Origin of the sequence: Synechococcus sp. 'PEA 65AY6A-5F PE A', from assembly GCF_047462575.1 — a bacterium.
Classification (GTDB): domain Bacteria; phylum Cyanobacteriota; class Cyanobacteriia; order Thermostichales; family Thermostichaceae; genus Thermostichus.
In genome coordinates, this window is the sequence record NZ_JAOALE010000001.1 from 1 (window position 1) to 18889 (window position 18889).

The 18889-nt window shown below is 56.5% G+C and carries 16 protein-coding genes and 1 pseudogene; 9 read left to right on the plus strand and 8 right to left on the minus strand.

The window, feature by feature from the left end; genetic code table 11:
* Positions 1-94: 94 nt before the first annotated feature.
* On the plus strand, positions 95-745 hold the full coding sequence (gene hisH / locus GG26_RS00005; protein ID WP_011429853.1) for an imidazole glycerol phosphate synthase subunit HisH: 651 nt from the start codon (positions 95-97) through the stop codon (positions 743-745).
* Positions 746-751: 6 nt separating this feature from the next.
* Positions 752-1213: an EVE domain-containing protein gene (locus GG26_RS00010; RefSeq protein WP_414347111.1), complete on the plus strand. Its 462-nt coding sequence runs from the start codon at positions 752-754 to the stop codon at positions 1211-1213.
* A 56-nt stretch (positions 1214-1269) separates the two neighbouring features.
* Here GG26_RS00010 and surE read toward each other — a convergent pair whose 3' ends face one another.
* A complete protein-coding gene (surE, locus tag GG26_RS00015; protein ID WP_011429851.1) occupies positions 1270-2049 on the minus strand; it encodes a 5'/3'-nucleotidase SurE in 780 nt (259 codons plus the stop codon).
* 372 nt (positions 2050-2421) lie between these two features.
* Here surE and GG26_RS00020 point away from each other — a divergent pair, with 372 nt between their 5' ends.
* Together GG26_RS00020 and GG26_RS00025 are read left to right on the plus strand one after the other, a co-directional pair.
* A complete protein-coding gene (locus GG26_RS00020; RefSeq protein ID WP_011429850.1) occupies positions 2422-3087 on the plus strand; it encodes a Crp/Fnr family transcriptional regulator in 666 nt (221 codons plus the stop codon).
* 42 nt (positions 3088-3129) lie between these two features.
* Positions 3130-3999 (plus strand): alpha/beta fold hydrolase, encoded by an 870-nt coding sequence (locus tag GG26_RS00025; RefSeq protein ID WP_099884111.1) that lies wholly within the window; start codon positions 3130-3132, stop codon positions 3997-3999.
* On the opposite strand, the gene GG26_RS00030 is transcribed toward GG26_RS00025, so the two are convergent.
* On the minus strand, positions 3939-4541 hold the full coding sequence (locus GG26_RS00030) for a Ycf51 family protein (protein ID WP_240531002.1): 603 nt from the start codon (positions 4539-4541) through the stop codon (positions 3939-3941). The genes GG26_RS00025 and GG26_RS00030 overlap by 61 nt on opposite strands.
* Before the next feature lie 333 nt (positions 4542-4874).
* Between GG26_RS00030 and GG26_RS00035 the strand changes: the two genes are divergently transcribed.
* A complete protein-coding gene (locus GG26_RS00035; RefSeq protein WP_414388234.1) occupies positions 4875-5957 on the plus strand; it encodes a dynamin family protein in 1083 nt (360 codons plus the stop codon).
* Positions 5915-6448, plus strand: coding sequence for a hypothetical protein (locus GG26_RS00040; RefSeq protein ID WP_414388237.1), 534 nt, complete (start codon positions 5915-5917; stop codon positions 6446-6448). The genes GG26_RS00035 and GG26_RS00040 overlap by 43 nt, the downstream gene beginning before the upstream one ends.
* A gap of 14 nt (positions 6449-6462) precedes the next feature.
* Here GG26_RS00040 and GG26_RS00045 read toward each other — a convergent pair whose 3' ends face one another.
* From GG26_RS00045 to GG26_RS00070, 6 genes are all read right to left on the minus strand, one after another.
* Positions 6463-7587 carry an FtsW/RodA/SpoVE family cell cycle protein gene (locus GG26_RS00045; RefSeq protein ID WP_414388239.1) on the minus strand — a complete coding sequence of 375 codons (1125 nt, stop codon included), beginning with the start codon at positions 7585-7587 and terminating at the stop codon, positions 6463-6465.
* Positions 7532-8941 carry a UDP-N-acetylmuramoyl-L-alanine--D-glutamate ligase gene (gene murD, locus GG26_RS00050; RefSeq protein ID WP_414388241.1) on the minus strand — a complete coding sequence of 470 codons (1410 nt, stop codon included), beginning with the start codon at positions 8939-8941 and terminating at the stop codon, positions 7532-7534. The genes GG26_RS00045 and murD overlap by 56 nt, the downstream gene beginning before the upstream one ends.
* A gap of 76 nt (positions 8942-9017) precedes the next feature.
* A complete protein-coding gene (locus GG26_RS00055) occupies positions 9018-9746 on the minus strand; it encodes a type 1 glutamine amidotransferase (RefSeq protein WP_414388244.1) in 729 nt (242 codons plus the stop codon).
* A gap of 139 nt (positions 9747-9885) precedes the next feature.
* Complete coding sequence (locus GG26_RS00060) at positions 9886-11739, minus strand: ATP-binding protein (protein WP_414388246.1); 1854 nt, start codon at positions 11737-11739, stop codon at positions 9886-9888.
* Complete coding sequence (locus GG26_RS00065) at positions 11711-12859, minus strand: DNA double-strand break repair nuclease NurA (protein ID WP_414388249.1); 1149 nt, start codon at positions 12857-12859, stop codon at positions 11711-11713. The genes GG26_RS00060 and GG26_RS00065 overlap by 29 nt, the downstream gene beginning before the upstream one ends.
* Positions 12860-12876: 17 nt before the next feature.
* The gene (locus tag GG26_RS00070) at positions 12877-14013 is read right to left on the minus strand and encodes a Druantia anti-phage system protein DruA (protein ID WP_414388252.1); all 1137 of its coding nucleotides are present in this window, start codon (positions 14011-14013) and stop codon (positions 12877-12879) included.
* A 271-nt stretch (positions 14014-14284) separates the two neighbouring features.
* On the opposite strand from GG26_RS00070, the pseudogene GG26_RS00075 reads away from it, so the two are divergent.
* The 3 genes and pseudogenes from GG26_RS00075 to GG26_RS00085 form a co-directional block, all read left to right on the plus strand.
* Positions 14285-16729: pseudogene (locus tag GG26_RS00075) on the plus strand (magnesium chelatase subunit H); the annotation flags it as partial.
* 929 nt (positions 16730-17658) lie between these two features.
* Complete coding sequence (locus tag GG26_RS00080) at positions 17659-17862, plus strand: PD-(D/E)XK nuclease superfamily protein (protein WP_346426103.1); 204 nt, start codon at positions 17659-17661, stop codon at positions 17860-17862.
* 73 nt (positions 17863-17935) lie between these two features.
* The gene (locus GG26_RS00085) at positions 17936-18886 is read left to right on the plus strand and encodes a DNA adenine methylase (protein WP_011429841.1); all 951 of its coding nucleotides are present in this window, start codon (positions 17936-17938) and stop codon (positions 18884-18886) included.
* Positions 18887-18889 lie beyond the last annotated feature (3 nt).

Here is an 18889-nt window from a genome sequence, read left to right on the forward strand (position 1 = left end):
GAGCGGGGCTTCCAGGACTACGTCCCGCTAGCGCGAACGGCGGATTAGCTAAAACCACTATACTGATAGGCTCTTGAAGGTTTCAGGAAGAGCCATGAAAGCCGTGCGCCTGGCGGTGATCGACTATGATGCCGGCAACCTGCATTCAGCTTGCAAAGGGCTGGAGCGGGCCGGGGCCGAGGTGCAGCTAGTCACAGAGCCGGCTGGGCTAGCGGCTTTTGATGGCCTTGTCCTGCCCGGCGATGGGGCCTTTGACCCAGCCATGCAGCAGTTGCGGGCGCGCGGCTTTGGGGAGGCAATCCGACAAGCCATCGAGCGGCAGCAGCCTTTCTTGGGCATTTGTATTGGTTTGCAAGTTTTGTTCGAAGACAGCGAAGAGGGGACAGAGCCGGGGCTGGGCATCGTGCCGGGGCGGGTGCAGCGCTTTCGACCGGAGCCGGGCCTGCGCATCCCCCACATGGGCTGGAACCAGTTGCACCTTACCCAGCCCGACTCTCCCCTTTGGGCAGGGATCCCCGAGCAAAGCTGGGTTTACTTTGTCCACTCCTACCACGCGGTGCCCAAGGATCCAAGCTGGGTGGTCGCCACCACCCAGCACGGCAGCCAAACCTGTGTGGCCGCCATTGCCCGCGGCACCTTGTTTGCCACCCAATTTCACCCCGAAAAGTCCGGCCCTGTAGGCTTGAAGATATTGCAAAACTTTGTCGAGTTTGTTGCCCGTCGCTTGCCTGCTGCCGGCGCCTAGCGTTTCATGAACTACTGGCTGATGAAATCGGAGCCCAGCGTCTACAGCATCTGGGATCTGCAGCGGGACGGCCAAACCCTTTGGGACGGCGTGCGCAACTACCAAGCCCGCAACTACTTGAAGGCCATGCAGGTTGGGGATCGCGCCTTTTTCTACCACTCCAACGCCGACCCCCCCGGCATAGCCGGCCTGATGGAGATCGTGGAGACTCAGGTGGTGGATCCCAGCCAGTTTGATCCCACCAGCCCCTACTACGATCCCAAGTCAACTCCTGCAGCGCCCCGCTGGCAGACAGTGCGGGTGCAATTTGTTGCCGCCTTTGGGCGCTTGATCCCTTTGGCCCAGTTAAGGGCCACTTTTACCCCTGCGGAGTTAGAAGTGGTGCGGCGAGGCACGCGACTGTCGGTGATGCCTGTTCCCCAGGCTGTGGCAGAACGGCTGCTGGCCTTGGCAGCCGTTCCCCTCTAGGGTTTCCCCTGGCTGCGATCCCGGCCAAGCCTGCTTGCCCTAGGCCATTTTTGCTTTCAAAAGCCAAAGGCTGAGAGGCCCCAGCGCTGCAAGCTCTCGAAAGCGGCGTAGGCCGTTAAATCCGGCTGCAGGGGCGTAATCGACACATACCCCTCGGCAACCGCCCGCACATCGGAACAGGGATCCACCTCCTCTTCCACCACCTCTCCTGCCAGCCAGTAGTAGGCCTTGCCGCGGGGATCTACCCGTTTCTCGTAGAGATCCGTGTACTTGCGCCAGGCCAGGCGGGCCAAGACCATGCCGCGTATTTCAGCCAACCCTAGCGGGGGGACATTGACGTTCAACAGCATCGGCTTCTCTAAAGGCTTCAGGCTCAGCTTCTCTAGCAGCATCAGCACCACCTGGGCCGCCGGCTGAAAATCCTGGTGGGTAAAGCTGGCCAGGCTCACGGCTAGGCTGGGGATCCCTTCCAGCAGCCCTTCCATGGCTGCCGAGACGGTGCCGGAATAGAGCACATCAGTGCCCAGATTGGCTCCCTGGTTGATGCCGGCAATGACCCAGTCAGGGGGCTGCTGCAGCAGACCGTCCAGGCCCAACTTGACGCAGTCCGAGGGTGTGCCCGAACAGGCCCAAGCTTGCACCTCTGGCGGAAACCCCTCCCGCACCGGATCCACTCGCAGCGGCTTGTGCAACGTCAAGGCGTGGCCGGTAGCCGAGCGCTCCCGATCCGGACAGACCACCGTGATCTGATGTCCACCCACCTGAGCCAGCGCAGCGGCCAGACATCGCACCCCCGCCGCCTGGATGCCATCGTCGTTGCTGATAAGGATATTCATCGCAGCCACCCCACACCTGTACTCAGACATCCACCAGTCTGACCCCATTCTGCGCCATCCCCTAGCTGGCTGAGTTCGGCGACAAGCTCTGAAAATTTACGGCTTCTTGAGGTTATTATTGGACGTAGCCTTTTGAACAATATCAGTAGAAACCCGATGTCGCCCCATAGGGTTCAGTGCCATTATGAAGCTAAGGTAAAGTAAGCCTGTAGGTTCTCTCCTCTTTGTTTTGCCCCCTTGCGGTTTCCCCATCCTCTCACGACTCCGTTCCGCGGACGCGAAGGCGAAAGCGTTGTGTTGCAACAGTAGCCAGGTAAAGCTGGGGAGTCTGTAAAACCCATCAGGTTGCTCGAGCGACAGGAAGTTGATCCCATGACACTTGTTTCCATCACATCGGCAGCAGAGGCTCAGGAATGGCGGGAACTCCGCCAGTGGGCCGAAGAGCACTACCGCTCTCGTACGTTTCCTAAAGATGTGCGCATTCCAACTCGTCCGGGATTGGTGTACATCCCCCAAGAGGGCGTGGTGCGCCTGGTCAGCCAAACGCCGGAGCGGCGGGAGGTTTTTGTCGGGTTTATCACGCCCGGGGTGCCCTTTGAGCTGAGCAACCCGGAGCGCTTTGAGCTAAAAGCCTGCACCCATGTCGATCGCACGACGGTGATGTGGTTTTACTGGCAGGATTTGGAGCAGTGGCCCTATCTGCACCAGAAAATTCAAGAAAGCTTCCGCCAGCAACTGCAACGCAAGTTGCTCTGGCTGGGCAACTTGGGCCAGCGTCGGGCCATCGACCGCCTGAAGGGCTTTTTGACCTTGTTAATCGACGAGTATGGGCAGCCCTGTGAGCAGGGGATGTACCTCCCCTGGCCCCTCACCCACGCCCAGATCGGGGATGCCATTGGTGCCACCCGCGTGACGGTTACTCGCCTGCTGGGATCCCTGCGCTCGAAGGGGTTTGTGCAGGTGCTGGATCAAAACTTAATCTGCATCCCCAACGGGGTGAAGCTGCAGCCGACGCCAAAAAAGGCGGCCAGCGCCTGACCCTGCGATTTCAGTGCAATTTCAAAGTGCTCTGGTAAGCCGATGGGCCTACAGCTCCACTGTCGTGTTTGGGGAGAAGGGATCCCTTCGCTGCCCATCCTGCTGCTCCACGGCCATCCGGGCAATGCCGACTGCATGGAAGTCTTTGCCGAGGCGGTGGCGGGGATGCACCCCTGTGTGGCGCCGGATCTGCGCGGCTACGGGCGTTCGCAGGTGCGGGATCCCTTTGAGATGTCGGCCCACCTGGAGGATTTGCAGGAGCTGCTGGATCGCCTGGGCTGGCGGGAGTGCCTGCTGCTGGGCTGGTCGCTGGGCGGGATCCTGGCCCTGGAGCTGGCCTTGCGGCTGCCGGGACGGGTCAAAGGCTTGGTCTTGGTGGCCAGCGCTGCCTGTCCCCGCAGCAACCATCCCCCCACCGATTTTTGGGATCAGCTCAACACCGGCATTGCTTCGCTGCTCAACTGGCTTTGGCCCGGCTGGAGTTGGAACATCAACACCTTTGGCCGCCGCTCTCTCTACCGCTACCTAGTCCAGAGACATACCCCGAGAACCTATCGCTACCTGGCCCAGGCAGCTTTGCCGGCTTACCTGCATACCTCTCCTCAGGCTCGCCAAGCCCTACGCGCTGCCCTTCGACAGGGCTACAACCGCGAGGGAGAGCTGCACCGCCTGCACCTGCCGGTTTTGATTCTGGCTGCGGAGCAGGATTGCCACATCACTGTTGCCAGCAGCCTAGCCACGGCCCGCCTTCTCCCCCAGTGCACCTGCATTGTCTATCCCAACGTGGCCCACCTCTTTCCCTGGGAGATCCCTGAGCAAGTAGGGCAAGATCTGCGCCGCTGGCTGAGGGCTCAGGATTGGGCCAAGGGAGGCTCTTGCAAAGTCCCCTCAGAGGGCGGGGCGGCCTCCTGAGCCTGGGCTAACCTACGCAGCCGAGCAAAGGCCTCTTCCTCCAGGTGGATTTGCTGCTGCTGTTGTTCTTCCGGGGTGCGCAGGCGTTTCCCCAAAGGCTGTTGCAGCGTGCCCAAAAGTAAGGGCTCGGAGACTCCCGGCTCGGGGTGGATGACAGTGCGGGCCTGCAGGGTAAATACCGGCGAGCCGGTAGAGAAACGACCAGAGGAGGCCAGATCGCTAGCTGCCTGCTTCAGCGTAAGGATCAGTTGCTCCGGGGTGATATCTGGGCTAACGGCAATGACCGCCCGCTCCGCCCCTTGGTCATAGACAGTGGTGTAGGGAGCAGCCCCGGGGATGCGGGAGCGGAAAATGGGCCCTAGGCTCAGAGCAAAACAGCCTGCCGTTAGGACCAAGGTAAAGGCCGTGTAGCCCACTAGCGAAAACTTCCAAGGCCAGTTGCGTATCCAGGCCAGCAGAGTGAGCAGCGCCAGGAAGACCGCTACTCCCAGCCCCACTTGCGAAGCAGAGGCGAAGAAAGATTGCAAAGAGCCATCCATCATTCGCAAACTACCTCTTGTTGACCCCAGAACTGCCGGCGGCTATGTGCATTTTAGATCCATTTCTTTGTGCTACTAAATCAGCATTGCTGTCAAGAAGGACGCTGAAAAAATGCGAAGAAAACGAACCACGGTACTAGCGAAAGGACTATAATGCCGGCGAAGCGGCTTGAGAGCTGTCGGCATGTCATCTTCAACTCTATCTGAAGGAGCGCATCACAGGCTTGATTCTACGATCCCTCGGTAGCCCTGCGGATCGCAAGAGAGTCACTGTTCACCCTTGGCAACCTCACTGCTGGGATCCTCAGCGAATACCACGACGTCATTAGCAGCTCTGTGCTGCTGGAAAAGCTGCAGGCCTTTCGGGTTGTCTACGAAGAGGCCGTTGCCCGCCTACAGAAGCCCTCCTTCCGGATTGCCACCATTGGCACCACCTCTTCGGGTAAATCCACTATTGTGAACGCCCTCATTGGCCGGAAAATCGCGCCTATTGAGGCCCAGGAGATGAGTGCCGGGATCCTGCGGATTAGGCACAGCGAGCGGAGCAGGCTAGTTATCCACAATACCGAAGGAGCTACCTGGGAATGCGGCACGTGGGAAGACCTGAGGGACGAAGAAATCTACAGCCGGCTCAAGCTGACGATGGAGGCCTACCACCAAGAGCGGCGAAAGAAGAGAAAGAAGAGGGATGAAGCGGAGGTGGGCATCCCTCAGGTAGACGTTGAGTGTCCGCTGCTGCCGGTCAGAAACCCTTTTCTGTTAGGCCTGCCTGAGGGCTTACAGGTCGAGATTTATGACTTGCCTGGCCTAAACTCAATTCAAGATAGAATAAGCCTTAGGATTATCCAAGAGCATGTCAGCAAGTGCTTTAGCTTTGTTGCACTGGATTACTCTCAGACAGATTGGCAAGGACGGGAAACTCTCTTGAGAGAGCTAAAGGATGTCGTAGAGTTTCTCAGAGGTCAAACCAGTTTGATGGTCTTCTTGCTCAACAGGGTTGACATGCGGAATCAAACCGACAACCCTCTAGAGCAAAGGATCGAGGAGCTGAGGGAGGAAATTCAGGAGATTCTGGCTCTTCCAGAGCCGCCTTGCATCATTCCTCTTTCTGCTATTGCACTCTTTTATGCTCAATGTGCCTGGGGAGCTAACTCTTCTGAAGCGTCGGATGTAGATCCCAGTACCAGGCGGTGGATGGTCAGCTCTCTTTTTAAAGACTGCTATAACTTCATTAAAGCCTCTACGAGAGGTGATAAGGAGCTGAGGTCGTGGCTACTTAACCTCGAGAACAGCATCGAGGAAGGACAGGAAATATCCGAATTTTTTTCTCTGACCAAGCCCATCAGATCCCTGTTGAGCGCCAGGTCCACTGCCTATTGCTCAGCGATATTGCTCTCAAGGGTTGGGCGGTTTCCCTAGCGGCGGAATCCCAGCTTCTGCTTAAACATGGCTACCTGCAAGATGCTGTCGATGTCCTGGACTTCGAGGTTCCTCGCTTCCGGGAGCTAAGCGAAAGGTGGTGTGCAGCTCTCTTGCCAGCGGATCGGCCTCAGCTCCGGACGGCCTACACGTACAAAGCTCCCGGCTTTGCTGGCCGCATCTCTAGCGAGCGCATCCAGCGCATTGCTCGTCTTTCTCCCTTCGACCGAGCCCTTACGCCGGAGCAGCGCTTCCTCAGAGAAAAGAACCTCTCCGTCGAGTTCCAGATGACCTATTTCCAAGAGCTGGACAAATCTTGGTATCTTGCCCAAGCTGCCCTGGCCGAATACTTGGATATCCTCAGCGAGCTCACGGAGCGCCTCGAAGGTCTCCAGTCTTTTGCTCACCTCTGTCGAGAGCTTAACCAGGCGGATCCCTACCGATTGATCCCCTCTGAACCCCCAAGTCTTTATCTACTGGCTGCCGAGTGAGAAGCTTACAGGCCTTAGCCCACCTCGCGGGCGGCCCGGACCAACAGCCCCGCCATGATCAGCCCCGACAGGATCGAGCTGCCGCCGTAGCTAAACAGGGGCAAGGGCACCCCTGTAGTCGGCAGTAGGCCGCTGACCACGCCGATATTCAGCAGTGCCTGCCCTACCAAAAACATCAGACAGCCGCAGACCACCAGCCGGGCAGGCAGGTCGAGACAGCGCCGCATAACCCGCAAGCTGACCCAGGTGTAGGCGCTCAATAGCCCCAGGAAGAAAAGGGATCCCACCAGGCCAAACTCTTCTGCATACACAGCAAAGATGAAGTCCGTGTACTGGATGGGCAGGTAGAACAGCTTTTGTAGGGAAAGACCATAGCCTTTGCCCCACCAGCCACCTGAGCCAATAGCCAAAAGGCTCTGCACCAACTGGTAGCCGTCCCCCTGAGCATTCCCCCAGGGATCCAAAAAGGCTAAGATGCGCCGCCGCTGGTAGTCTTTGCTGAGAATGCTCACCCCAGCCGCCAAGATCCCCAGTCCCGCGGTAGCCAAGAGGGTAAAAAGGGGGAGCCCAGCCGTCCAGGCCATGACCCAGAGGGTAAGGCCGCAGATGGCGGTGGTACCCAAGTTGGGCTGGATGAGGATCCCCAGCAGCGCCAAAGCAAAGAGCCCGACCCAGACGCCGCGAAACCAGAGGGGATGGTAAAACCAACGGCCAAACACCCAGGATCCCTGCAGCACCAACAGGGGCTTGAGCAATTCCGCAGGCTGAATAATCGGGATCGCCTTTAGATCCAGCCAGCGGCTGGCATCCAGGCGGGAAACCCCCAGCCCTGGCACGTGGGTGGCCCAGACCAAGCCAATGCCCAGCAGGCAGAGGATCCCCGCCCAGGGGAACCAGCGCTGCAAGGGGATGCGCACTAGGATGGTGAAGCAGACCAGCCCCAGCCCTGACCAGAGCACCTGGCGCTTAAAGAAATAGAGGCCATCGCCGGTAGTCTGCTGCGCCACCGGGTAGGAGGCGGAAAACAGCATCGCTAGTCCCATCCCCAACCAGACCAGCGTCAGCCAGCGCAGCCAGCGGGCTTCAGCATTCCAGGGATCCCACAAGGGCTTGGCAGCAGGCGCGGAAGTGGTGGCCACGGTGCTCAAAGCTGGAGTACTGGTCAAAGCTGGCACAAGCAGGCGAGAGCAAGACGGTGATGGGCTGGGCCGGATTGTCCAGGGCTTGCCCTAGGGAGCAAGCAGCTACAAAAGCCCTTTCCACCGCCACATCTAGCGTTGGCAGGATCTCGAGGTCAGTATAGCGGATCTCCTGGAGGGCCTGGGCCAGGGCAGGGGCAGCCTCCCCAATGAGCAACACGCGGGCCACCTTAGCCTGAATAAGCCGCAGCCAGGCTGAGGGGTCCCCCTGTTTGGCCCTTCCACCGGCAATGAGGATGATGGGCGGGGAGAGGGCGTTGAGGGCCACCCAGCCGGCCTCGTAGTTGGTGGCTTTGCTGTCGTTGACAAAGCGGATGGGGGTGGATCCCACCTGGATTTGGGCTACCCGCTCCAGGCGATGGGGCATGCCGGCAAAAGAGCGGATGGCTCCTTGAATGGCAGTGTTGGGGATCCCGGCCAGATGAGCAGCCGCTGCCGCTAGGAGCAGGTTCTGCAAGTTGTGCGAGCCTGGGCAGCGCTCGGCAAAATCCTCCAGCTCGGCTACCGCTTCTCCCTGGATGTAAAGGGTGCTCCCCCGCAGGAAAACATCCGCTTGCGGATCTTGCAGCGAAACCCAGTAGGTGTTTTCCCAGTCCTGCCGGCGGCGAAAGAGGTAGGGATCCTCGCCGTTGACCACCCGCCACTGGGCCCGCTGCAGCAGCCGCGCCTTAAAGCCGGCGTAGCGCTCCAGGGTGCCGTGCCGCTCTAGGTGATCGGGGGTGAAAGTTGTCCACACCCCAATGCGGGGCGGGCTGCCGGGGGAGCTCTGCATCAGGTGGCGGCTAGCTTCTAGTTGGTAGCTGCTCAGCTCTGCCACGATCCAAGCCGGCTGCCGCCGCCCTTGCCAGGTTTCTAGAGCCACTTGCGACAGAGGTAAGCCGATGTTGCCGCAGGGGATCCCTTCGAGCCCTGCCGCCTTGAACATCTCCGCCACCAGGGCCGTGGTGGTGCTTTTGCCGTTGGTGCCCGTGATCCCCACCCAAGGCAGGTGCTCAAGAAACGGCCAGGCCAGCTCCGCCTCTCCCACCACCTCGATCCCTTGCCGCCGCGCCTCTTGCAGCAGCGGGTGATCCCAGGCAATGCCCGGGCTGACCACCACCTGCTTCACTCCCGGCAGCAGTTGAAAAGGCTGGCCCAAGTGGACAGGGATCCCTTCCCGTTCCAGCTCCGCCTGCCGTTGCCGCAAGATCTCCGAGTCCTGCTCGTCCCAGACCCACACCTCTTTTCCCTGGGCCCGCAGCAGCCGTGCAGCCGACCAACCCGCGATCCCCAGTCCCAAAACCTGATGGCCCACGTCTATCCTCTTGGAACTTTGGCTTGCAGATCTGCATCTTACGGCTTTGGCCGCTCTCTAGAGCGCAGCGCGGGGCCTAGGGATCGGAGCGACAGAGAAAGGAGAGAACCTCGCCCATTAGACGGTTTATGGCTTGGTACTTCTCAGGGGAGGCTGAGAGGATCTCTGCTTCCGACTGCACATAGGTAGATGGCAACAGTTCGTTGCGGCAGTGGGAGACAAGCCCTTGCACCAGTTCTGGCGTGGTTTCCAAGTGAAACTGGAGGCCGATCACTGAGCGTCCAAGCTGAAAGGCCTGGTTCTCACAGCCTTCGCTCTTGGCAAGGTGAATTGCACCAGGGGGCAGCTCGAAGGTTTCCCCGTGCCAGTGAAAAACCTCAATCGAGGGCGGGAAGCGAAAGGCCAGCTCGTTAGCCGGTTGGATCCCTTGCACCGGCCACCAGCCTATTTCCTTAACGGGATTTGGAAACACCCGAGCCCCCATTGCGCTGGCAATCAGTTGCGCCCCCAGACAGATGCCCAAAATAGACTTGCCAGCCTCGATAGCATTGCGGATGAACTCTTTCTCCTGGCCCAGCCAAGGAAACGTGCTTTCGTCATTGGCACTCATAGGGCCACCCATGACGATGAGTATGTCAAATTCATCCAAGCTCGGCAATCTCGTCGATTCAAAGAACCTTGTGCCTGTTACAGGGTATCCCTTGGCTCTAAGCCAAGACTCTATGTAGCCAAGACCCTCAAACGGCACATGTTGCAGGTAGTGAGCGCGCATCTCAGCTTCAAGACTAACCTCCCGGCCTAGCATAGCCCCCGTGGCTTGCCAGGCTGCCTCGCTGTCACTGCTTCTAGAATCAGGCAGTCACGTTTCCTGGGGCTGGGTTTCTTAGTGTACTTGGAGGTAGTTGATGGATCCCCTTAACTTCATCGTGCTCTTTACAGCTTATTCATTTGTTAAGACTACTAAAGTTGGCCCTTAAAAACTCGTCGGCATTGCTAAAAGCGTTGAAGAACAACGGTGTACCCGCAAACGAGAGAGGAGAAACTGGGCCAATGGTCATAAATGAGTACTCTCGGCTTTCAGTGTCAAAGGACGAGTGTGGGTCACGGAATAGCTGATAGAGATCAAGGGCTTTGCTACGCCCACCTACTAGCTCACTCAATGTCTTGAATTCAGCTCCCATACCTAAGCCGAAGCCAAAGAAAAGGATGCGCAGCTGCTCCAAAATCTCTCGGTGCAGACTGGATAGGGTCTGGCTAATGAATAGCCAGCCTACTCCGTACTTACGAGTGGTGCGTGCCGCATCAATCAAGATGCCCCGTACAGCTTTCTTCTCTTCACTCTCAGGTTCTTCACGGGGTGCAAGGCGGTGAGCTTCATCTATCAGCACCAGTGTGTTGAGACCTTGGCTTTGCCGATAGGCATATTCTGCCGCTGTGCGAATACCTTCCAATAGCCGTTTGATCACCAGCGCTTGTATCGTCTCATTCCAGAACAAGGGAGTACTTTGCGGCTGGGATTGATCTCCACCAAAAAGGGGGAGCGTATTCCAACTCGCAGCAGTTTGAGTTGCCTGTTCTATAGACAAGTCTATCACGACGAGAGGCCGCTGATTTCGATCAGAGTTAAACAGGCTGGCCAACAGCTGCTCTACTTTCTGTGCTCCTGATCGATTTTCACGAAACAGTTGCGTAACAGGAAGCCAAATTGTCTGATATAGGTCATTCTGATTGGCACCAGCCATCTGCTGACGGACTCGTTCCCTAGCCTCCTTCGAACCATAAAATCGCACCTGAATACGCTCTTCCTGCAAATATCCCCACGCTTTATCGAAACTCTCACGTTTGTGTAACTCGGCAAGATGTACACTGTCTTTCTGCAACTGCTCACTTATGGCCTCTGCGGCCTGACGCTGGTTTTCGACTGCTTTAACGCCAAGCCGCTGAAAGAATCCTGACTCCAAGAGGATCTGTTCAAACAAGTTCCACCGGTCCAGCACCAAATTCCTCACGCTATGCACATTGGTCGGCTTTCCAAGCCTGTCCAGGACTTCTTTCATTCGCAACTGGAATGCGCCTGGAACTGCCTCACCTCTCGCCTCTTTAGCAAATTCACCCTGCGGATCAATGACCAGGAGTGCCATCCCGGGATAGCGGGCATAGGCCAGCAGGATCATCTTAGCCAGCACCGACTTTCCAGAACCGGTTTTGCCAAAAATGCCCAGATGGTAGGCTTCGCCAGCACCCTGGGGACCAGTGTCGAAATGTTTGAACCAAAGAGGCAAAAGCGGTTTTGAGCCATAGACATGCCCCAGGTAGAAAAGCTGGTCACGATAGGGCGAGAGCAATTCGGACAAAACGGCATCATTGACAAGATGAATGGGCGTGCCTGTAGCCGGGACAGTGCCCAGGATACTGGGACGGTAGCCATTGGATTCAGCAGAGAAGACGGCGCTGATCGTCATCTCCCCTGTATGGGTATCCTGGCGTTCGCTAACTGTATCCACCCGCCCACGCTGACGAATCAGGCTGCGCATGGTGGGGTCTTCGTGCCAGACATTGCGCAGTTTCACCTCAGTAATCTGTCCCAAAGCATAATGAGAAAGCCCATCCTGGTAATAGCGAAACAGGGCCAGTTCCCCCACAAGCTTCTTGCTGACGGCTCCGGCCAAGATGTCCAGCGCCAATTCACTGGTAGAGGATGGTGACCCCACCACGCCAATCCGTTCCGCTGCATCCACAAGCTGATCAAGATTATTCGTTGGCATAGGATCAGACTCCTGACTCGGTGCGATAACCATGCAGGCCTAGAAAAACCTCACTAACGTCCCCCAAATACGTCTCAGCGATATGCTGGCTGGTAACCTGCCGAAACGTAGGGATGGCCTTGGGCAAGTGCTTGACCATACGATCCGCCATGTAGAGGGGGTAGGGCTCCATGACCGCCGGTGTACCGCATTGATGACGAATGCCATGGAGCACTGTGGCCAGGCGCGCCCGATTTTCAGATACCTTCGGGTTCATCTCCACTCGAAGAGCGGGAAGCCAGGGATAAGGACGATAATAAACGACCCGGATTTCATCCAGTAGAGCAACAATCTCCCTTGTTACGCCTTCTGCTTCTTGCTTGAGATTAGATGCGAGTGGATCCAGATTCAAGTGCCAGGGTTGAGAAGGCTGTTGGAGAACCATAGGGCCTGTGTATTCACCCGGCTCCAGCACAAAACTTAGAAGTCCGCGATCGTCGTGGGTATCAGGCCAGCCCATTTTCTGGCCAATTTCCCGTCTTGTCGTATATTTGGGTATCGCTACCCAGCAACGGTCGCTTCGAGCTGAGGCCAATACTGTTCGGTAAGCTTCCAGGAACGAGAGCACGCCCCCAAGAAAGCGGGCCGTCGTATGCAAATGTAAAGCATCCTGACTCTTGTTCAGCGCCTGATTAAAGTAAATGAGAGGGGTCGTGAGAGAGCCATCTATAAAGACAACCTCGTGCGGCGCTTGTGCTGCCAGTTCTAACTCCATACCGATCATCAGAGCACGCAGGATGGTGCCCGTTTCGGCTTCGTGCGCCTCCGTCTCTATCCAAATTCGGTGGCGAGGTTCGGGCCAGTAGCGCGTTTCTGAAGGTGGCGTCAAGCCTTCGACAGCCACAGCAGCTGCTGCAATCAGGTCGCTGGCTAACAATCGCTCAACAGCATAGGAACCATCTACACCGCAGGTTGTTGGAACAGACGTATAGGGAACCTCGGCATCGCGATGAAGCAAGCCTGCTCTCTTGAGGCCCTCTCGCCATTCCTCGCGACGAGTGCGTACTTGCTCAAAATTATCCAGCAGTTTCTGACCAAGATCCGCTGTGCGTTTGAGAGCCTCATCAACTAAAGCAGCAGGAAGTTCACCAAAGGGACGCTCTCCAGATTCCATTACAAATTACTCCATCTTTACTCTGTGGCCTTATTCTGTTCCATCAGAAGTATATTCTTGATTTCCTCTTTGCGCCAAGCCCGCCATCCATCCACTCGCCCTGCTCGCGGCAGCAGCCAGCGCTCCCGCCACCAGGCGACCAGTTCCGAGAATGGCAAATTGCGATAGATTGGTTCAGTGTCACGGCCTTCCATGTATGCTTCCAGATTGTCCACCAGGCGAAACAGAAACACTTCCCGCTTTACGCCATGGTAGAGGAGCTGATCTGAAAGACCTAGCCGTCTGAGGGCTTTCACTATTATTTGCCATTTCCGCCTTGGCCCACTACCAAAGCCACCGCGAGTCGAAATGCCTTGGTTTTCTAAAAACTCTCGGAATAGTGGGTAAAGTTCCGCTAGGTGAAAAGCTCCGTATCCTTCGGTATAGCCAATAGACTTAGCTATAAGAATTCCTTTGTAACTCAGGCGGTTATACAGGCTACTTCTTCCAAAAGCACTTGTGGTTGTAAGTGCAACTAGGTGAGGTTTTAGGATGCGCTGTTCGATTTCAGTCACACGACCCAGGTATTTGTGCCAGTAGGCTTGTCGAACCTCATTTGACGCTGCTGCCAACGCTACCAGTTTTCCACCTAGGAGACGGTTATATGGTGGCACAGCGCCCAAAGTTTGAATATCCATTGTCTGGTTAACCATCTCCGTTTTTTTGCCAGGGGGGTAGCAAAACAGACGATCGCGAGCTGGAAAACTAAGAGGCGGGGACTGCAGAGCTAACAGACCGATCAGCTTGTCATTAGCTTTGTCTATGATTAGAAACCGGGAGCGGCGCCCATATCCCTTGGAGAACGGGATAGACCAGAGTAGCCGAGCTATGCGGAAGAGGTCATGGTGCTGCTGTTTGGTAACCTCAACTAAAACCGGATCAATGCGCTCAGGTATAATCTCGTTACCGTCTGCGAAGAAGGTGAGGTATTTAGGAAGATATTGGCGAAGCCAATCTTGCCGGTTAGCGATTTCTAACTGAAGAGCAGGCCTGTGTACCCGCCGCAAGCTCTCCTTACCAAGGACAGAAGGGCATAGCTTACCTTCATCTGTTACTACGAACCCAGCTTCTTTAAGCTTAGTCAAAACAAGTTCTGCTAACTCCGCTTCACTCACCCTGGCCGATCCTCTTCTGCTTCAACAATCCTCTGCAGCCTTAACGTAGACAACGTACTGCACTGCTCGCTTGCTAAGGGTAACGTGAAAGGCTCCCACAGAGTGATCAGATCCCTCTGCCCTTACAGAGGCTCAAAGGTTATTTCGAATTGTTACAGCCTTGCCTCCGTGCCCCCAGCAGGGATCCGTTTCTCGGGTAGAACGGGAAACAGGTCATAAGGGATAATGCTTACCCGTAGGCTGTTTGCATCACCGGACGGAGAGCGACCGCATGTTTACTCTGGTTAAGCCCATCACCCGCCACGTTGCCCCTGCTGAGGTGGGGGATCGCCGCTTGATGAAGGTGGTGTACGTGGTGTTGGAGCCGCAGTATCAGAGCGCCCTGACGGCGGCGGTGCAGCGCATCAATGCCCACAACCCCAAGCTGGCGGTGGAGCTGTCGGGGTACTTGGTGGAGGAGCTGCGGGATCCCTCGGGGTATGAGGCTTTCCAGCGGGATCTGGAGACGGCCAATGTCTTTATTGGATCCCTAATCTTTATCGAAGACATTGCCCAGAAGGTGGTGCAGGCGGTGGAGCCCCTGCGGGAGCGGCTGGATGCGGTGGTGGTCTTCCCCTCCATGCCGGAGGTGATGCGCCTTAATAAGCTGGGATCCTTTTCCATGGCGCAGCTAGGGCAGTCCAAGAGCGCCATTGCCCAGTTCATGCGCAAGCGCCAGCAGGGATCCAGCTTCCAAGAGGGGATGCTGAAGCTGCTGCAGACCCTGCCCAAGGTGTTGAAGTACTTGCCCTTCGACAAGGCGCAGGATGCCCGTAACTTCATGCTCAGCTTCCAGTACTGGCTGGGCGGATCCCGGGAGAACCTGGAGAACTTTTTGCTCATGCTGGCGGATCGCTACCTGCCAGGGATGCGGGGGCAGCTCTCCTTTGCTGAGCCGGTTACCTACTTGGAGATGGGTATCTGGCACCCGCTGGCGCCGCAAATGTTTGCCAGCCTGGCGGAGTACTGGGACTGGTACAATGCCCGCGAGGACCTGCCGGAAGACGTGAAGGATCCCTTGGCCCCCTGCGTGGGGCTGGTGCTGCAGCGCACCCACCTGGTGACGGGGGACGATGCCCACTATGTTGCCATGGTGCAAGAGCTGGAGTCGCGCGGGGCGCGAGTGGTGCCGGTGTTTGCCGGCGGCTTGGACTTCTCCAAGCCAGTGAACGAGTTTTTCTGGAACGAGCAAAAGACGGCGCCCATTGTGGATGTAGTGGTGTCGCTAACCGGGTTTGCTCTGGTGGGCGGGCCGGCGCGGCAGGATCACCCCAAGGCAGTGGAGACGCTCAAGCGGCTAAATCGCCCCTATATGGTGGCCCTGCCCTTGGTGTTTCAATCCACCGAGGAATGGGCCAACAGTGACTTGGGCTTGCACCCGGTACAGGTGGCGCTGCAAGTTGCCATTCCCGAGCTGGACGGGGCCATTGAGCCAATCATTCTCTCGGGGCGGGACGCCGTCACCGGCAAAGCTCACGCAATGCAGGATCGGATTGAGCTGATTGCAGCGCGGGCTATTAAATGGGCCCATCTGCGGCGCAAGCCCAAGATAGAGAAGAAAATTGCCATCACCATTTTCAGCTTTCCGCCCGACAAAGGCAATGTGGGAACAGCCGCCTACCTGGATGTGTTTGCCTCCATCCACCGGGTGATGCAGGCGCTGGCCCACAATGGCTACGACCTGGGGCCAGAGCTGCCCAAAACCCCCCAGGAGCTGATGGAGTCCATCCTGCACGATCCCCAGGCCCAGTACGCTAGCCCGGAGCTGAATGTAGCTGCCAAGCTGTCGGTGCGGGAGTACGAGGCCCTGACCCCCTACGTCAAAGCCATTGAGAAATACTGGGGGCCAGCTCCAGGGCACCTGAACACCGATGGGCAAAATCTACTGATTTACGGCAAGCACTTTGGCAACGTGTTCATCGGGGTGCAGCCCACCTTTGGCTACGAAGGGGATCCCATGCGGCTGCTCTTTTCGAGATCGGCCAGCCCCCACCACGGCTTTGCCGCCTACTACACCTACCTGGAAAAGGTTTGGAAAGCCGACGTGGTCATCCACTTTGGCACCCACGGGTCTCTCGAGTTCATGCCGGGCAAGCAGATTGGCATGTCCAGCGAGTGCTACTCGGATAACCTAATTGGATCCCTGCCCAACCTTTACTACTACGCTGCCAACAACCCCAGCGAGGCCACCATCGCCAAGCGGCGCGGCTATGCCTGCACCATCAGCTACCTGACACCGCCAGCAGAAAACGCTGGCCTCTACAAGGGGCTGCAGGAGCTGCGGGACCTGATTGGCTCTTACCAAACCCTGCGGGAGGGGGCGCGGGGCATTGCCATTGTCAACGCCATCTGCGACAAGGCGCGGCTAGTCAACCTAGACAAAGACGTGGAGCTGCCGACGGTGGACGCCGCCCAGCTCACCCTAGAGGAACGGGACACGGTGGTGGGCAAGCTCTACGCCAAGCTCATGGAGATCGAGTCGCGGCTGTTGCCCTGTGGGCTGCACGTGATCGGGGCGCCCCCCACAGCAGAAGAGGCGATTGCCACCTTAGTAAGCATTGCCAGCATTGACCGGCCAGAAGAAGGGATCCTCGGCCTACCCCGCATCATTGCCCAGAGCCTGGGTCGGGATATCGACGAAATCTACCGCAACCGGGATCGGGGGCACCTGGCGGATGGAGGTGTTACCTGCCTGGTAGGCTGCTACAACTCTTTGCCGCAAATCCAAAGAATGAGTCGGCATTCCTTTCTCTCCTTCCTCTTGAATACCTGTACCCTATTTTAAATTAAAAGGCTGTAGCTCCCCCTTGTCCATCAGGAGCTTCTACTCTTTTGCCTTATGCCGTATCTCTTTTTTTGAGCAACTGCTTCCTCATTCTTCTGGGACTGCCTCTTCTAAACTTTCCTTCAGCTCATCGCAATAGCAGCAGCTTTTTATTCGGGAGAGAGATAGGGCTTTGAGCCTCGATAAGCTAGAGCAAGTCCAGCAGCTCCTTGGTTTGGGAGTATAAGTTCCGGTTGCTGATAAAGCTTGATGACACTTGCAACACGTCACAGACCTAGGGGTGAGTATGGCCTTGGAGTGTTGTTTTGACAGCTAAGGCTTGCCCCAGCTCTCGGAGATCGGGGTTGCTGTCTACGAAATCCACGAGCCCCTGCATTAAATCCATCTTGCCCCCGATCACTAATCTGTATTAAGGTTGCTATGTGCTTCTGCAACAGCAGATGAAAACCACTGCTACTGGACTCCGGAGATCGGCTGGTTCTTGAGGGTGTGGCACCGACAAAAAGTAGAAACCACAGCCACCTACTTGCAGTGGTGGACTGCCGACGGGAATTTGCTTCTGGGGGAATTGAACAAGTAGGGCAGGAGCGGCAGTAGCAGCCCTCGCCCAAGTCCGTCAGGAACAGCAGCGCCTAGCCGCAAAGCTTCGGGAGTTGGGTGGCGATGGGAGAGCGCAGGGGTGGTGAAAACAAACGAAGCTGATTGTCTGTGAGGAGTTTTCTCTATGTCAGGAAAAAGAACAGCGCCTAAAAGTGGTGACGAATTAAAGCAGCGAGTTGTTGCTCTGGCACAATCTCTTGGATTGAAGACCAGCACGAAGGCTGTGGGGGCAACAGCGGTATATTGATGTGGTCATTAGCGATGAAAAAAGCGGCAAGCGACTGGGAGTGGAGTGTAAGTTTCAGGCGACGTCAGGCACAGCGGAAGAGAAGATCCCTGCAACCATTCAAGATATGGAGCACTGGCCTATTCCAGGGATCGAGGTAATTGACGGCGAAGGGTTTTCAAAGAACATGCAAGGATAACTGATGTCTACTGAGAAAGTGGTTTGGTTCAGCGATTTAGAAGATTGGTTACGTTTGTATTTTGGATTGTAACATGAGCGATTTGCTTCTTCCGCGACCTTTTCTAAAATGGGCCGGTGGCAAGACACAACTGACAGACGCCCTATTAGAGCGGATGCCGGTCTATTTCAGAACTTACCACGAGCCTTTTGTTGGGAGTGGCGCGCTTTTCTTTCGCCTGTATAGAGAATGCAAAATCAAACAGGCGATCCTTTCCGATATCAACGCTGAGCTGATAGATACTTACCTGGCTATTCGCGATCATGTTTGGGAAGTTATTCAACTACTCTCCGAATTTCCACACAATGAAAGTTTTTATTACCAGATTCGAGAGAAAGATCCTTGGTCAATGGGTCTTGTAGGACGAGCAGCGCGCATGATTTACCTGAACAAGACAGGCTATAATGGTTTGTATCGCGTCAATCGGCAAGGAAAGTTCAATGTTCCTTTTGGGCGATATAAAGCTCCAAAGTATCTAGACAAGGACAATCTTTTAGCTGCATCCCTTGCTCTACAAAATGTTGAAATTTTGTGCGTGCCATTTGATACGGTTGTTGAGAGGGCCAAGCCAGGCGACTGGGTGTATTTCGACCCGCCTTACGTTCCTGTCTCGCAAACATCAAACTTTACCTCCTATCATGCCAGTGGCTTCGGCCTAGAGGATCAAGAGCGATTACGAGACATTTGCATTGACTTAAGCAAGAATAAGGTGTACATCATGCTTTCTAATTCTGACACCGCAATCATTCGCTCTTTGTACGCTATGCCCTTCTTTGCTATTGATGAAGTTCAAGCAAACCGGGCTATCAACTGCAAGGGGACAAAACGAGGCAAAATCACGGAGCTAGTGATCACAAACTACCCTGTTGAAAGAGCGGTGCAGCTAGGCTTACTCGATCAGGGGTTGCCTTATTTGAGGGCCACCCAACACTCGCTTGCGCCTGCTGTCACTCCGCTGCGCTTCGCGGGGCAGGTGAGATCCTGAGGC